Raw genomic sequence first — 15,021 nt, forward strand, 5'->3', positions numbered from 1 at the left:
GACAGAAGTGAAGCGGAAGGACCGACGCCACATGTTCGAGAACGCCCGCCACTGGCGGCTTCTGGCAGGAGGTGTCGCCGCGGGCCTGGCGGGCGTCGTCGGCTTCGCAGGCAACACCGCATCCGCCGATCCCCTGCCGCCCCAACCCGTCGTCCCGGCACCGGCCACGGTGACCCAGACGGTCACGGTGCAGGCCGCCCCGGCGCCGGTAGCTGCCGCCCAGCCGGCCGGACCCGCGTTCATCCCCGCAGGTCAGCCCGCGGGCGTACCCCAGCCGGCGACACTTCCCCAGCCGGCCACGCTTCCCCAGCCCGCAGTGGCGCAGCCGGTCGTCGCCCCGGCGCCGGCGCCCACACCCGCCATCGCCCCGGCTGCCTCGGGCACCATCGCCGAGTTCTTCCGCGCCCACAACGTCGCCATGCAGCGGCAGACGGCCGCCGGCTTCACCGCGCTGAACATCGTCCTGCCGGTGCCGCCGGGCTGGGCCGCGGTGCCCGACCCGAACGTGCCCGACGCGTTCGCCGTGATCGCCGACCGCGTCGGCGGCGACGGCCTCTACACCTCGAACGCCGCGCTGCAGGTCTACAAGCTGGTCGGCGACTTCGACCCGCGCGAAGCCATCAGCCACGGCTTCATCGACAGCCAGCAGCAGGTCGCGTGGCGGTCCACCGACGGTTCGATGGCCGATTTCTATGGCATGCCGTCGTCGATCATCGAGGGCACCTACCGCGAGAACAACCTGACGCTGAACACCTCCAGGCGGCACGTCATCGCGACGTCGGGCACAGACCGCTACCTGGTGACGCTGTCGGTGACCACGAGTGCGCAGGTGACCGTCGCGTCCGGCAATGCCACCGACGCCATCGTCAACGGGTTCAAGGTCAGCGCGCCGGGTGCGCCCGCCGCGGCACCCGCACCCGCTGCCGTTCCCGCAGCACCGGCACCCGCTGCCGCGCCCGTCGCACCGGCACCCGTCCCGGCTCCGGCGGCGCCGATGGTTCCCGCACCGGCCGCCGTCCCGGCGCACACCGCCGGAGCGGTACCGCTTACCGCGTCGATCCCCGGGCTGGGCCGCTGACCGGTCGCCGGTTTGGAGCGGCCGCCCGGCCGCCCCTATCCTGAGACGCATGCTGATCGCCGCCGTGCTGTGCCTGTGCGCGGCCGTGGTGACCGCGGGCGTCGGCGCCTGGTCGCTGAGCCGGCCCCCCTCGACCGATACCGTGCCGCGCGTGCTGCGCTCGGTGGCACCGATCCAACTCGCGACGGCCGCGATGCTCGCCGCCGGTGGTGTCGTCGCGCTCGTCGCGCCGCGCAGCACCGGGGTGATGGTCCTGATGGTGTGCGTCATCGGCGCCGTCGGCACCTTCGCGGCCGGCTGCTACCAGGGCGCCAAGGCCGGGGCCGCCATGATGGCCCGGGACAACGCGCCCGCCGGTGACGGCTGCGCCGGCAGCTGCGCCAGCTGCACGCTGTCCTGCAGCTAGCTCCGGTCCGCGTTCGCGTGGATCGCGTCGCGACAGAAGGCCGCCAGCCCCGGCAACCCGAATGACTCGTCGTAGTTGGCGACATATCTCGGGTCACTCACGTACATGTCGCCGAGATTCCGGTGGAACTCCGGCGGACAGTCGTAGAACCAGCGGTTCACGTGGAGCCGGTGCTTCTCGGCCGCATCCATCGCTTCTTCGGAGTCAGCGGGCAGGCCGGCCCGGAACGCGTCGGCGAAGGCCTTTTCCACGGCTTCGCCCTCGGACTTGATCTGAATCCAGTCGTCCTTGCCGTAGGACTTCGCGCGGCGCTGCGATTCCTTCCACTCCGCGGTCTCGCCCCACTTCTGCTCGGCCTCCGCCTGGTAGTCGTCGAAGCTGTCACCGAAAAGTTCGCGCATGTCGTCGTCGGTCATGGGCTTGTTCGCCATTGCTTTCTCCAATGCCTGGTCGATTGCCTCGACGAGCTTGGTCATCTCATCGAGCCGGGACATGACGCGTTCGCGCTGGCGGACCAGATGGCTGACCTCGTCGCCGTCGGCCAGCAGACTCTCGATCTCGTCGAGAGACAGCTCGAGCCGGCGGTAGACGATGATCTGGGACAACCGCGTCAGGTCCGCCGGCGCGTAAAGCCGGTAGCCCGACACCGAACGCCGACTCGGAGTCAGCAACCCGATCTGGTCATAGTGGTGGAGCGTCCGGACCGTGATGCCAAACCGCTCCGCGACCTCGCCCACGGTGAGCCCGTCCACCCGCATCTCCTGCGTCACGTCGACCAGACTGGCGCCTGACGTCGCGTGAGGGTCAAGTCAGTTACGGCTCACGTCGATCGGGTGCGTCGCCAACATCGCCATGGGCATCGGCTGACGTCGTAGCACCCGCGACCACAGATCCACCCGCGGTCCCACGAGGACGTCCGACGGCAACGCCGACAGTACGATCCAGTCGTCGCGCTCGATCTCACCGTCGAGCTGACCGACCGACCACCCCGAGTAGCCGGCGTAGATCCGGACGCCCTCGACGGCACGTTCGATCTCGTCGGGATCGGCGTCCAGGTCGACCATCGCGATACGGCCCTGCACATGCCGCAGGCCGGGCACCGACGACACATCGACGCCGACCTTCAGGGTCGCCAGGCACAGCGCGGAATCGCGCTTCACCGGACCGCCGATGAACATCGACTTGGGCTTCTTCGCGAGCTTCGCCCACTGCGGCAGCACGTTGTAGACGGCCGTCTCGCTGGGCCGGTTCAGGACGACGCCGAGCGTGCCACCGGAGTTGTGCTCGACGATGTAGATGACGCTGCGCCGGAACGTCGGCTCCAGCAGGTCGGTGTTGGCGAGCAGCAGTGTCCCCGCCCGAATCCCATGCGAGGCGGGAGCGAAATCGCGGTAATCCTCCGGTTCCTCTGACTGCGCCACGCCCTCCATCATGGCACTTGGGAGCCGTCGCCGTGACCAACGCACACGGCCCGCCGGGATATTTGTACTGTGGAGCGGGTCGCTTCAACCACGCCCGGCACTCCCAAATTCAGGACACGAACATCCCAGTGACCGCCAGCCGTCCCCACCACGTCGTCCTGCATGCGGTGCAGGCCCTACCGGACTTCCGCCGGCTGCTGGAACTGCGCGCGGTCAGCCAATTCGGTGACGGACTCTTCCAGGCCGGCCTGGTGGGCGGCCTGCTGTTCAGTCCGGAACGCCAGGCCACCCCGTTGGCCATCGCCGGCGCCTTCGCCGCGCTGTACCTGCCGTACTCGCTGCTGGGTCCGTTTGCCGGCGCGCTGCTCGACCGCTGGGACCGCCGGCAGGTGCTCATCGCCGCCAACCTCGGCCGGCTGCTGGTGATGATCTGCGTCGGCGCGCTGCTGGCCAACGCCGCGACCGACCAGTGGATCCTGTTCGGCGCGTTGATCGTCAACGGCTTCACCCGCTTCGTCTCGTCCGGGCTGTCGGCCGCACTGCCGCACGTCGTGCCCACCGAACACGTCGTGTCGATGAACTCGGTGGCCACCGCGTGCGGCGCCGTCTCGGCGTTCGTCGGCGCCAACGTGATGCTGCTGCCCCGATGGCTGCTGGGTGCGGGCGACACCAGCTCGGCCGTGGTGATCTGGTTGGCGGCGCTGGCCGTCGCGGTGGCGCTGTGGCTGTCGGTGCGCTTCCACCGCCACCTCCTCGGACCTGACGACAGCGCCCGTGCGGTCCACGGTTCGGTCGCCTACGCCGTCATCACCGGCTGGGTCTACGGCCTGCGGTCGGTGGCGAACGTGCCGACCGTGACCGCGACCCTGACCGGTCTGGCGGCGCACCGGATGGTGTTCGGCATCAACACCCTGATGGTGCTGGTGATCGTCCGGCACGGCGGCGGCGAACACGTCGCCGGGTTCGCGGTGACCGTTGTGTTCGTCGCTGCCGCGGGCCTCGGGTCGTTCCTCGGCAATGTCGTCATGCCGACGGCGGTGCGCCGCTGGGGTCGCTACGCGACCGCCAACGGAGCCCTCGCCATTGCGGCCGTCGTTCAACTCGCCGGCGTCGGTCTGCAGATACCGGTATTGATCGCCTGCAGTCTGGTGCTGGGCACGGCCGGGCAGGTGGTCAAGTTGTGCGCCGACTCGGCGATGCAGCTCGACGTCGACGACGCCCTGCGCGGCCACGTGTTCGCGGTCCAGGACGCGCTGTTCTGGATGGCGTTCATCGTCGCGATCACGGCATCGGCGGCGGTGATCCCGGACGACGGCAAGTCCTCGGCCCTGATGGCCGCCGGCACCGTCGTCTACCTCGTGGGCCTGGCCCTGCACGCGACGCTGGGCAAGCGCTCCTAGCAGCTGCCCTGTGCGCTGATCGACGTCGCGCCAACGGCTTTGCCGCACTTGCTCGATGTCACGGTCGCCGCCGCGGTGTGCCCCGACACCGACACCGCGTGCGTGTGGTGCTCCGACGCCGGAGCGCCGCTCAGGCGGCGCAGGGCCGAAGCGTCCAGGTCCGCCTCATCGGGCAGGTCCGCCCCGTGTGCCTGCGCGAAGTCGTACATCTTGCCGGGCGCGCCGCCGAGCACCTTGTTGCTGTTCAGGAGGGTTTGGTAGTCGCCATTGCTGCCATGGGTCGGCGTCTCGTAGTTCGGGGTCCCGACCCGGTCGTGGTAGTACGCGCCGACGGCCGAGTTGTCCAGCGCCCGGTTCGCAGGGGTGCTCTGGTTGAAGACGCGGTCACCGACGGCCTGCACCGCCCGTAACTCCGGCGCCGGGTTCTTCAAACCCGGACGGCCCACCGCGTCACCGGATTCGGTGCTGTAGCCGTGGGCACTTGCCACGCCGGCACCGGGTGAGCCGATCACCACCAACGCGCCGACCACGGCGGCGCCGGCAAGATTCGGTATGCAGCGGTTGATTGCGGACATTTTTGCCTCTCTCTAGTCCATCCGGGCATGACGAAGCCCGGTGAAATCACTTGAAGACGCGCAGGTTTGCCGTCTCGAACTTGGCGCCGATCGCGGCGGCGCCGGAACGCCGATTAGCGACCCGAGGCCGCACCCGCCGATCCGCAGACGTTGGCTGCCTGCCGGAGCTCGCCGCCCGGGCACGACGACTTGGCACGCTTGTTCTTGCCGGCGCCACCTGCCGCGGACCCGCCGCGGCTGGCACCACCGCTGTCCGACGAACCTCCGCCGTCGCTGGAACCGCCGTGGTCGTGCCCGGGATGTGCCCCGACGAGGGCGGTCGGCGTGACAGCAAACAGACACGCAGCCACCAGACAGCCGCCGATCGCTGCTCTCGCCAGTCGGGTCGATTGCATGATTCCTATCTCCTCCAAGTCGATTCGTGCGCACGGTGACGCGGTTCGCAACCGGTTCCGCGCTGGCACCTTCCGGCTCGGATAGTCGCGGCAAACGTCCGCGGAGTTCCCGAAACTGACAAGTTCCTGTTGATTGCCTGGTTGAGACCTGTTTGATCGCTGCGAGGAGCGGCCCGGCGAGGTCGGACCAGCGGTACCGTCTAGGGTGCTGCCATGGCCCCCAATGCTGCTGCCGGTGTCATCGCCGATCTGCGTGCCGAAAGTGACGACCTGGACCGCCTGGTCGCCGACCTGCCACCCGCCGAGTGGGCCACTGCGACCCCGGCCGAGGGCTGGACCATCGCCCACCAGATCGCGCATCTGTGGTGGACCGACAAGGTGTCGGTACTGGCGGTGACCGACGAGGAGGCCTTCGCCGCGACGCTCACCGAGGCGTGGAAGAACCCGCTCGGCTTCGTCGACGTGGCGGCCGAAGAACTCGCGCAGACCCCGCCGGCGGAGATGCTGGCGCAGTGGCGCGCGACCCGGAACACGCTGCACGACGCGCTCGAAGGTGTCGCCGACGGCCGCAAGCTGCCGTGGTTCGGCCCGCCGATGAGCGCCGCATCCATGGCGAGCGCACGCCTGATGGAGACCTGGGCGCACGGCGCCGACGTCGCCGACACACTCGGGGTCCGGCGTCAGCCGACGGCCCGGCTCAAGTCGATCGCGCACATCGGCGTTCGGACAAGGGATTTCGCGTTCACGCTCCACGAGCTGACCCCGCCGGCCGAGGTGTTTCACGTGGAACTTTCCGCGCCCGACGGCTCGGTGTGGACTTGGGGTCCGGACGACGCCGCGCAGCGGGTCACGGGCTCGGCCGAGGACTTCTGCCTGCTGGTCACCCAGCGGCGGCCGCTCCGCGAACTCGACGTCAAGGCCGTCGGCGAGGACGCCCAGAAGTGGCTGACCATCGCCCAGGCCTTCGCCGGCCCGCCGGGAGCGGGCCGGGGCTGAGTTCGCGCCGTTGACCCGGCGCCGCTGACAGGGTCAACGCTGGATCGCGCCGGCCGAGTCGGCCGCGCCATCGCCGTCGGTATCGGACAGCTGCACATCCCACCGCCCGTCGCCGTCGGTGTCCGCGTACGCCACCGGCCCGGCCAGCACGCGGTCCGCGAGTCCGTTGCCGTCGGCGTCGATCAGCCGGTCGTCGACCGCACCGTCACCGTCGAAGTCGACGACCGCTCCCCCGCTCTGCTCGGTGCCGTCCAGGCCGAACCACCGCAGCCCCGACCCCACCGCCCAGGTACCCGATCCGTCGTCGGTGAACGACCTGCGCGCGCCGTCGACATCGATCACGGCATGGTCGGCCCGGCCGTCCCCGTCGAAGTCGGCCAGCGCGTCGTCGAACAATCCGTCGCCGTCCACGTCCAGCCGCACACCGTCCAGCGTGCCGTCGCCGTCGGCGTCCACCGCCGGCTCCCCCGGCCACCACGACGCCGACCCGTCCCCGTCACTCAGGCAATAGTCCATACCTGAATGGACGGCTGATCAGCCTCTGGCGTTCCACCATTTCTGCAATTCGGCGACGGCCTCGTCGTGCGACAGCGGGCCGCGGTCCAGCCGGAGCTCCTTGAGGAACCGCCACGCCTCGCCGACCTGCGGCCCGGCCGGGATGCCGAGCAGCGTCATGATCTCGTTGCCGTCCAGGTCCGGGCGCACCCGCGCCAGATCCTCCTTCGCGGCCAGCTCCTCGATGCGCCGCTCGAGACCGTCGTAGTTGGCCTGCAACCGCGCCGCCCGGCGACGGTTGCGGGTGGTGCAGTCCGCGCGCACCAGCTTGTGCAGCCGGCTCAGCAGCGGCCCGGCGTCGGTGACGTACCGCCGCACCGCCGAGTCCGTCCACTTGCCGGTGCCCTTGTCGTCGGCGTAGCCGTGGAACCGCAGGTGCAGATACACCAGCTGCGAGACGTCGTCGACCATCTGCTTGGAGTACTTCAGCGCGCGCATGCGCTTGCGCGTCATCTTCGCGCCGACCACCTCGTGGTGGTGGAAGCTGACGCCACCGTCGGGCTCGTGGCGGCGGGTGTCGGGCTTGCCGATGTCGTGCAGCAGCGCGGCCCAGCGCAGCACCAGGTCGGGACCGGTCTCGGGCTCCTCCAGATCTATGGCCTGGCGCAGCACCGTCAGCGAGTGGTGGTAGACGTCCTTGTGCTGGTGGTGCTCGTCGATGGCCATCCGCATGGCACCGACTTCGGGCAGCACCACATCGCCCAGCCCGGTCTGCACCATGAGGTCGACGCCGGCCATGGGGTCGGCACCGAGCATCAGCTTGTCGAGCTCGGCGGCCACGCGCTCCGCGGTGATCCGGCCCAGCTGCGGCGCCATCTCGATGAGGGCCTCCAGCACGCGCGGCGCCACCGAGAAACCCAGTTGCGAGACGAAGCGGGCGGCCCGCAACATCCGCAGCGGATCGTCACCGAAGGACACCTGCGGCGCCGACGGGGTGTCGAGCACCTTGTCCGCCAACGCGGCGAGCCCGCCCAGCGGATCGTGGAATTCACCGATGCCGCCGGGCAGGTCGGGGTTGATCCGGACGGCCATCGCGTTCACGGTGAAGTCCCGGCGCACCAGGTCGTCCTCGAGCCGGTCGCCGAACACCACCTCGGGATTGCGGGACACCTGGTCGTAGCTGTCGGCGCGGAAGGTGGTGATCTCGATGCGCTGCCCGTACTTGGCCGCCCCGATGGTCCCGAACTCGATCCCGGTGTCCCACAACGCTTCTGCCCAGCCGCGCAGCATCTTCTGCAACTCGGCCGGACGGGCGTCGGTGGTGAAGTCCAGGTCGTTCAGGTCACGGCCGAGCAGCGCGTCGCGCACACTGCCGCCCACCAGGTACAGGTCGTGACCGGCCGCGGCGAACACGCGCCCGAGGTCTACGAGCAAACCCGCATGCTTGTTCAGTGCGACCGCGGCAGCGGTCAGCAACGCGGCATCGGTACTTGCTTCGTTCGGCACGTCCGATGAGCCTAATGCGCCCACCCCACGGTTTGGTACCGACCATCGCGGCACGGTCACAACTGGGCCACTGACCGGCGAGTGGGGACAGAGCGCCCAACCTGAGCAGCTACTATCGCTTGGGTGTCGGAAGGCGAGCGTGCCAAACCACGACGACGCCGCGGGCGACGTCGCGGTCGACGCTCGGCAGGTCCGCCCAGCGACAACACCCAGGGCACCGACACCGATTCGGCCGCTGCGCCCCGCAACGGCACCGCACAAGCGGCCCCGGCGGCGGCTCCCGCCACTCCCGCCGCCCGCAAGTCGAACAACGACCGGCTGCGCACCGTCCACGAGACATCGGCCGGCGGGCTGGTGATCGACGGCCTCGACGGCCCCAAAGACACCCAGAAGGCGGCACTCATCGGCCGCATCGACCGCCGCGGCCGCATGCTGTGGTCACTGCCCAAGGGGCACATCGAACTCGGCGAGACGGCCGAACAGACCGCCATCCGTGAGGTCGCCGAGGAGACCGGACTGCAGGGCAGCGTGCTGGCCGCGCTCGGCAGCATCGACTACTGGTTCGTGACCGAGGGCCGGCGCGTGCACAAGACAGTGCACCATTACCTGATGCGATTCCTGGGCGGTGAACTCTCCGACGACGACGTCGAGGTCACCGAAGTGGCGTGGGTGCCGCTTCGGGAACTGCCGTCCCGCCTGGCCTACGCCGACGAGCGCAAGCTCGCCGAGGTGGCCGGCGAACTGATCGACAAACTGCACACCGATGGACCGGGCGCCCTGCCGCCGCTGCCGCGCACCGCGCCGCGCCGCCGCCCACAGACCCATTCCCGCACGCGGAACCATCGCACCGACGACTCCGCCCATACCCAACCCGGCCGCCGCGCGAACGGCTGCGGACCCGGGTCGTGAAGGTCAGGTTGGCGGCCTCGACAGTTCTCCTGCGCGTCCTGGCAGTCACCGCCCTGTTGCTGTTGCTCACCGCCCCGATCACGCCGCATTCGTCGGCAGGCGAACCGGGCGGGACGACGTTCCTGCAACTGCGCATCGACCACGTCACCCCCGACGTGGTCACCACCACGAGCGAGCCGGTGGTGACGGTCAGCGGCACCGTCACCAATGTCGGTGACCGCCCGGTGCACGACGTCATGGTGCGCCTCGAGCACGCGGCAGCGGTGACGTCGTCATCCGGGCTGCGGACGACGCTGTCCGGGGAGCCGACAGACTTCTCCGCCGTCGGCGACTTCACCACGGTGTCGCAGGATCTCGCGCGCGGGCAGAGCGTGCCGTTCCGGCTCGCGTACCCGGTGCGCTCGGCCGACCATCCCGCCCTCGGCATCGACCGTCCGGGTGTGTATCCGCTGCTCGTCAACGTCAACGGGACACCCGACTACGGGTCGGCCGCCCGGCTCGACGACGCCCGCTTCCTGCTGCCGGTGCTCGGCGTACCCGCCACTCCGCCCGCTGCGGGCAGCGGTAGTGGCACCGGCCAGCAGCCGATCGACGCCGTCGTGCCACCCGACACCGCACATCCCGTCGCACTGACTCTGCTCTGGCCGCTCGCCGACCGTCCGCACCTGGCGGCCGGCGTCCCCGGACGCACCGAACCGGCCCGCCTCGCCGACGACGACCTCGCCGCCTCCCTGGCCAACGGCGGCCGCCTCGACACCCTGCTCGCCGCGGCGGACTTCGCCACCAACGACCAGGTGGATCCCGGCGGCCTCATGCGCGGCGCGATGTGCCTGGCCGTCGACCCCGACCTGCTGATCACCGTCAACGCGATGAGCGGCGGCTACGTCGTGACCGACGACCCGGAGGCCGGCCTCAACTCACCCACCCACCCGGGCACCGGCCAGCAGGCCGCGACCGAATGGCTCAACCGGCTGCGGCAGCTCGCCCAACGGGTGTGCGTCACCCCAACGGTGTACGCCCAGGCCGACCTACGCGCGCTGCAGCGCGTCGGCGACGCCGCCCTGAACACCACCGCCACCACCGATGCCGGGCCCATCGTCAACCAGCTGCTCGGCATCCAGTCCCTGCGCGGCGCGACGGTCGTCGGCGACGGCCCGCTCACCGGCCCGGCGGTGCGGCTGCTGTCGGCGCAGCCCGATCCGACCGTCGCGATCGCCGCGGCGCCCATCACCGCCGACGACGCCGCGAATCCCGCCGACACCGCGCCCCGCCGCTACAGCGACAAAGTGACCGTGGCGCCGTTCGACCCGTGCGTCGCCGCGGCCCTGGCCGGCGCGGGCCGGACCCCGATCTCGCCGGGATACCTGGACACCTCACTGCGGGTACCGCTCAACCACGACTCGCAGGTGGCACGGCGCCAGGACGCCATCGCCTCGGTGCTGTGGCGTGGGCTGCAACCCGACGCCCAACCGCGAAACCAGATCCTGATGCCGCCGCTGGCGTGGGACGTGACGCCCGACGACGCCCAGGCGATCCTGACGTCGGTCGCCACGGCGATCCACTCCGGCCTCGCCGTCGCCCGCCCGATGCCCGCGGTGATCGCCGAAGCACAAGAGCTGCCGCCGACGCAGACGGCCACCCCGCCGGACAACGGCACCGGCAACCCCAAGGCCCGCTACGGCGACGGCATCACCAGCCAGATCTCGACCACCATGGAACGAATCTGGGGCCTGACCGCCGCGCTGACCGTCAACACCCAGACGGGTCTGACGGGCGACCAGTACACGGCGCCGCTGCGGGAGGACATGCTGCGGGCGCTGACGCAGTCGGTGCCGCCGACCGTCCGCGAAGCCATGGCCCAGGAGCGCGTCAGCACCACGCAGCGCACGATGGACGACCTGTTCCACGGCGTCACCGTCGTCAACCCCGGCGGCTCGTACACGCTGGCGACCGAACGCAGTCCCCTCCCCCTGGCCCTGCGCAACGACCTGCCCGTGCCGATCCGCGTGCGGCTGGTCATCGACGCGCCACCGGGCATGACCGTCACCGACATGGGTGAGATCGAACTGCCGCCGGGCTACCTGCCGCTGCGGGTACCGATCGAGGTGCATTTCACCCAGCGCGTCGCGGTCGACGTCTCCTTGCGCACGGTCAACGGGCTGACGCTCGGCGAACCGGTCCGGCTGTCGGTGCATTCCAACGCCTACGGCAAGGTGCTGTTCTTCATCACCCTGTCCGCCGGCGCGGTGTTGTTCCTGCTGGCCGGCCGACGGCTGTGGCACCGGTTCCGCGGGCAACCCGACCGCGCCGACCTCGACCGCCCGCACCACTCGCGGCCGCTGCGGCCCGATCCCCTGGATACCGCCATCGCCCACGCGCCGGAGGACACATGAGCGAGGCTCGCCGAGCGAATCAACGGCCGCTGGGCGCGCCACCCCGCCCGAACGCCGCGGCCAACACTGCCGCCGCTCCACCGCCCCGGCGGGCCGAGCTGTCCGACGCCGCCGTCGTCTCCCGGTCCTGGGGCATGGCCTTCGCCACGCTGGTCAGCCGCATCACCGGGTTCCTGCGGATCGTGCTGCTCGCGGCGATCCTCGGTGCGGCACTGTCCAGTTCGTTCACCGTCGCCAACCAGCTGCCCAACATGGTGGCCGCCCTGGTGCTCGAGGCGACCTTCACCGCGATCTTCGTGCCGGTGCTGGCCCGCGCCGAACGTGACGACGCCGACGGTGGCGCCGCATTCGTGCGGCGGCTGGTCACGCTCGCCACCGCGCTGCTGCTGCTGACGACGGTGCTGTCGGTGGCGGCGGCACCGCTGCTGGTGCGGCTGATGCTGGGCAGCGACCCACAGGTCAACGAGCCGCTCACCACCGCCTTCGCGTATCTGCTGCTGCCGCAGATCATCTTCTACGGGTTGACCTCGGTCTACATGGCAATCCTGAACAACCGCAACGTGTTCGGACCGCCGGCGTGGGCACCGGTGCTCAACAACGTGGTCGCGATCATCACGCTGTGCGTGTATGTGCTTGTCCCGGGCGAACTCTCGATCGACCCCGTCGAGATGGGCAACGCCAAGCTGCTCGTGCTCGGCATCGGCACCACCCTCGGCGTCGTGGCCCAGGCCGGGATACTGCTGTACTCGCTGCGCCAGCATCGCGTCGACCTGCGGCCGCTGTGGGGTATCGACGACCGGCTCAAGAAGTTCGGCACCATGGCCGTCGCGATGATGCTGTACGTCCTGATCAGCCAGATCGGGCTGATCGTCGGCAACGAGATCGCCAGCCACGCAGCCGCATCCGGCCCGGCGATCTACAACTACGCCTGGCTGCTGCTGCAGTTGCCGTTCGGCATGATCGGCGTGACGGTGCTGACCGTGGTGATGCCACGGCTGTCGCGCAACGCCGCCGCGAACGACAACCCCGCGGTACTCGCCGACTTCTCGCTGGCCACCCGGCTGACCATGGTGACGCTGATCCCGATCGTCGCCTTCATGACCGTCGGCGGCCCCGCCATCGGCAGCGCCCTGTTCGCGTATGGCAACTTCGGTGCCACCGACGCGGGTTATCTCGGCATGGCCATCACGCTGTCGGCGTTCACCCTGATCCCGTATTCCATGCTGTTGCTGGAACTTCGGGTGTTCTATGCCCGCGAGCAACCCTGGATCCCGATCGTCCTGATCGTCGTGATCACCGTGGTGAAGATCGTCGGCTCGCTGATCGCGCCGCACCTGACCGACGATCGGGAGCTCGTGGCCGGCTACCTGGGCCTGGCCAACGGCCTGGGCTTCCTGGCCGGTGCGACCGTGGGCTACGTGTTGCTGCGGTCGGCACTGCGGCCGCCGCGCGGCCGGATGATCGAGCTGCCGGTGATCCGGACCATTCTGGTGACCGTCTGCGCCTCCCTGGGATCGGGCCTGCTCGCTTATCTCGCCGACAAACTGCTGGGATTCGACCGGCTGACCGAGCACGGCGGCGCCGCCGGATCGTTGCTGCGCCTGGTTCTGCTCGGCGTGATCATGCTCCCGGTGATCGTGACGGTGCTGGTGGCAGCCAAGGTGCCCGACGCCCTGGCCGCAGTGGCTTTCGTGAAACGCCGGCTGGGCCGCGGCGCCCCGGCACCGACCCCCGCAGTCCAGGTCAGCTCGGCTGTACCGGACTCCCGGCGGACCTCGGTCCCGTACCCTGGACACGGCATTTCATCACCGGTACCACCGCGGCCCGGCGCGTCCGCCACTGGCGGGGCAAGCCGGGGCACTGGTACCACGGGCGGGCTTCGGAAAGGATTTGCGGTGACCGACGCACCCGCGGACCAGGGATCCGCCCCCATCTCGGATACGTCAGGCGGCGGCAGCGACGATGTCGCCCTGCGGGCCGGCGCGGTCGTCGCCGACGGTCGCTACCGCCTGCTCGTCTTCCACGGCGGTCCCCCGGATCTGCAGTTCTGGCACGCGCTCGACATCGCACTCGACCGCCAGGTCGCGCTGACATTCGTCGACCACGACGGCGCGCTCCCGCAATCGATGGTCCAGGAAATCCTCACCCGGACAAGCAAACTGAGCCACATCGAGGGACCGGGACTGGCCCGGATCCTGGACGTCACCCGACTCGGCCACGGTGGCCTGGTGGTCAGCGAATGGATCCGCGGCGGTTCGCTCGCCGAGGTGGCCGCGACGGATCCGTCGCCGATGGGCGGGGCCCGCGCCATCCAGTCCCTGGCCTCGACTGCCGAATCCGCGCACCGGGCCGGCGTCGCGTTGTCGATCGATCATCCCGGCCGGATCCGGGTCAGCATCGAGGGCGACGTGGTGCTCGCCTTCCCCGGCACTCTGCCGTCGGCCACACCCGAGGACGACATCCGCGGCATCGGCGCCACGCTGTACGCGCTGCTGATCAACCGGTGGCCGCTGCCCGAGGCCGGCGCGCTCAGCGGCATGCTGCCCGCGACACAGAACAGCGCGGGCCAGCCCATCGAACCCCGCGCGGTCGACGGGACCATCCCCTTCCAGATCTCCGCCGCTGCCGCCCGGGCCGTGCAGGAAGGTGGCGGAATCCGTTCGGCCCCAACGCTGTTGAACCTGCTCCAGCAGGCCACCACCGTCGCCGACACCACCGAACTGCTCGAGCCCGTCGACAGCTCGCAGGGCCCCGAATCCGAGGACGCGGCGGAACTCGAAGCGGCCGCCAAGCGGCGCAAGGCACTGCTCATCGGGGTAGGTGTCGGTGGAGCCATCCTGCTCGTGGCACTGCTGGTGCTGGCGTCGGTGCTCAAGGGCATCTTCGGCGACGTCGGCGGCGGCCTGGACAAGCAGCAGCTCGGCCTCAACAGCCAGCGCCCCACCACGAGCAGTGCCCCGACGCCCGGCAATGTCGTGAAACCCGTTGGTGTGACGGTCTTTTCGCCCGGCGGCGGCGCGGACTCCCCCGAGACCGCCGGCAAGGCCATCACCGGCGCGCCCGGTGACGCATGGTCGACGGACGTCTACACCGATCCCACGCCGTTCCCCGGATTCAAGAGCGGCGTAGGCCTCATGCTGAACCTGCCCCAGGCGACCACGGTCGCGTCGGTCAGCCTGAACCTGACCAGCACCGGCACCGCGATCCAGATCCGGTCGGCGCAAACCGCCAACCCGTCCTCACTGGACGCCACGACGGTGCTGACGCAACCGGCGACCATGAAGACGGGCTCCAACACCATCACGATCAGCAACGCGCAGCCGACGCAGCATCTGCTGATCTGGATCTCCACGCTGGGGACCGTCGACGGCAAGAGCAAGACCGACATCTCCAACGTGGTCGTAAAGGCTGCCGCGTAAGTTATCCACAGGGTCCACGGGCCATCTG

Annotated in this window: 13 protein-coding genes; 7 read left to right on the forward strand and 6 right to left on the reverse strand. The window is 70.0% G+C overall.

Features of this window, described 5'->3' with window-relative positions; all coding sequences use genetic code 11:
* Positions 1–31 precede the first annotated feature (31 nt).
* Positions 32–1,078 (forward strand): LpqN/LpqT family lipoprotein, encoded by a 1,047-nt coding sequence (locus ACJH6J_RS02210; protein WP_406803457.1) that lies wholly within the window; start codon positions 32–34, stop codon positions 1,076–1,078.
* Positions 1,079–1,127: 49 nt separating this feature from the next.
* A complete protein-coding gene (locus ACJH6J_RS02215; RefSeq protein WP_212807785.1) occupies positions 1,128–1,484 on the forward strand; it encodes a hypothetical protein in 357 nt (118 codons plus the stop codon).
* Here ACJH6J_RS02215 and ACJH6J_RS02220 read toward each other — a convergent pair.
* A complete protein-coding gene (locus tag ACJH6J_RS02220; RefSeq protein WP_406803506.1) occupies positions 1,481–2,236 on the reverse strand; it encodes a MerR family transcriptional regulator in 756 nt (251 codons plus the stop codon). The genes ACJH6J_RS02215 and ACJH6J_RS02220 overlap by 4 nt on opposite strands.
* Positions 2,237–2,293: 57 nt before the next feature.
* Positions 2,294–2,914: a YqgE/AlgH family protein gene (locus tag ACJH6J_RS02225; RefSeq protein WP_406803507.1), complete on the reverse strand. Its 621-nt coding sequence runs from the start codon at positions 2,912–2,914 to the stop codon at positions 2,294–2,296.
* Between the two features lie 119 nt (positions 2,915–3,033).
* Between ACJH6J_RS02225 and ACJH6J_RS02230 the strand changes: the two genes are divergently transcribed.
* Entirely contained in the window at positions 3,034–4,305 is a 1,272-nt protein-coding gene (locus ACJH6J_RS02230) for an MFS transporter (protein WP_406803458.1), read from the forward strand.
* On the opposite strand, the gene ACJH6J_RS02235 is transcribed toward ACJH6J_RS02230, so the two are convergent.
* On the reverse strand, positions 4,302–4,880 hold the full coding sequence (locus ACJH6J_RS02235; RefSeq protein ID WP_406803459.1) for a hypothetical protein: 579 nt from the start codon (positions 4,878–4,880) through the stop codon (positions 4,302–4,304). The genes ACJH6J_RS02230 and ACJH6J_RS02235 overlap by 4 nt on opposite strands.
* Before the next feature lie 113 nt (positions 4,881–4,993).
* Complete coding sequence (locus ACJH6J_RS02240; RefSeq protein WP_406803460.1) at positions 4,994–5,275, reverse strand: hypothetical protein; 282 nt, start codon at positions 5,273–5,275, stop codon at positions 4,994–4,996.
* Positions 5,276–5,488: 213 nt separating this feature from the next.
* Between ACJH6J_RS02240 and ACJH6J_RS02245 the strand changes: the two genes are divergently transcribed.
* A complete protein-coding gene (locus ACJH6J_RS02245) occupies positions 5,489–6,271 on the forward strand; it encodes a TIGR03084 family metal-binding protein (protein WP_406803461.1) in 783 nt (260 codons plus the stop codon).
* Between the two features lie 33 nt (positions 6,272–6,304).
* Here the strand turns inward: ACJH6J_RS02245 and ACJH6J_RS02250 are convergent, their stop codons facing one another.
* Together ACJH6J_RS02250 and ACJH6J_RS02255 are read right to left on the reverse strand one after the other, a co-directional pair.
* On the reverse strand, positions 6,305–6,787 hold the full coding sequence (locus ACJH6J_RS02250; RefSeq protein WP_318985832.1) for a pullulanase: 483 nt from the start codon (positions 6,785–6,787) through the stop codon (positions 6,305–6,307).
* An 18-nt stretch (positions 6,788–6,805) separates the two neighbouring features.
* Entirely contained in the window at positions 6,806–8,272 is a 1,467-nt protein-coding gene (locus ACJH6J_RS02255) for a CCA tRNA nucleotidyltransferase (RefSeq protein WP_406803462.1), read from the reverse strand.
* A gap of 123 nt (positions 8,273–8,395) precedes the next feature.
* On the opposite strand from ACJH6J_RS02255, the gene ACJH6J_RS02260 reads away from it, so the two are divergent.
* The 3 genes from ACJH6J_RS02260 to murJ are packed head-to-tail and all read left to right on the forward strand — an operon-like array spanning position 8,396 to position 14,993.
* A complete protein-coding gene (locus ACJH6J_RS02260) occupies positions 8,396–9,181 on the forward strand; it encodes an NUDIX hydrolase (RefSeq protein WP_212807793.1) in 786 nt (261 codons plus the stop codon).
* Complete coding sequence (locus ACJH6J_RS02265; protein ID WP_406803463.1) at positions 9,178–11,574, forward strand: hypothetical protein; 2,397 nt, start codon at positions 9,178–9,180, stop codon at positions 11,572–11,574. Before ACJH6J_RS02260 ends, ACJH6J_RS02265 begins: the two co-directional genes overlap by 4 nt.
* On the forward strand, positions 11,571–14,993 hold the full coding sequence (murJ, locus tag ACJH6J_RS02270) for a murein biosynthesis integral membrane protein MurJ (protein ID WP_406803464.1): 3,423 nt from the start codon (positions 11,571–11,573) through the stop codon (positions 14,991–14,993). The genes ACJH6J_RS02265 and murJ overlap by 4 nt, the downstream gene beginning before the upstream one ends.
* Positions 14,994–15,021: the final 28 nt, after the last annotated feature.

The sequence above is a fragment of the Mycobacterium sp. SMC-18 genome (genome assembly GCF_045310895.1).
Classification (GTDB): domain Bacteria; phylum Actinomycetota; class Actinomycetes; order Mycobacteriales; family Mycobacteriaceae; genus Mycobacterium.

What these genes read in the sequence shown, in the direction of transcription:
- ACJH6J_RS02245 (WP_406803461.1), top strand. Translation starts at nt 5,489, where the DNA reads ATGGCCCCCAATGCTGCTGCCGGTGTCATCGCCGATCTGCGTGCCGAA.
- ACJH6J_RS02250 (WP_318985832.1), bottom strand. Translation starts at nt 6,787, where the DNA reads ATGGACTATTGCCTGAGTGACGGGGACGGGTCGGCGTCGTGGTGGCCG.
- ACJH6J_RS02240 (WP_406803460.1), bottom strand. Translation starts at nt 5,275, where the DNA reads ATGCAATCGACCCGACTGGCGAGAGCAGCGATCGGCGGCTGTCTGGTG.
- ACJH6J_RS02210 (WP_406803457.1), top strand. Translation starts at nt 32, where the DNA reads ATGTTCGAGAACGCCCGCCACTGGCGGCTTCTGGCAGGAGGTGTCGCC.
- ACJH6J_RS02215 (WP_212807785.1), top strand. Translation starts at nt 1,128, where the DNA reads ATGCTGATCGCCGCCGTGCTGTGCCTGTGCGCGGCCGTGGTGACCGCG.
- murJ (WP_406803464.1), top strand. Translation starts at nt 11,571, where the DNA reads ATGAGCGAGGCTCGCCGAGCGAATCAACGGCCGCTGGGCGCGCCACCC.
- ACJH6J_RS02235 (WP_406803459.1), bottom strand. Translation starts at nt 4,880, where the DNA reads ATGTCCGCAATCAACCGCTGCATACCGAATCTTGCCGGCGCCGCCGTG.
- ACJH6J_RS02225 (WP_406803507.1), bottom strand. Translation starts at nt 2,914, where the DNA reads ATGGAGGGCGTGGCGCAGTCAGAGGAACCGGAGGATTACCGCGATTTC.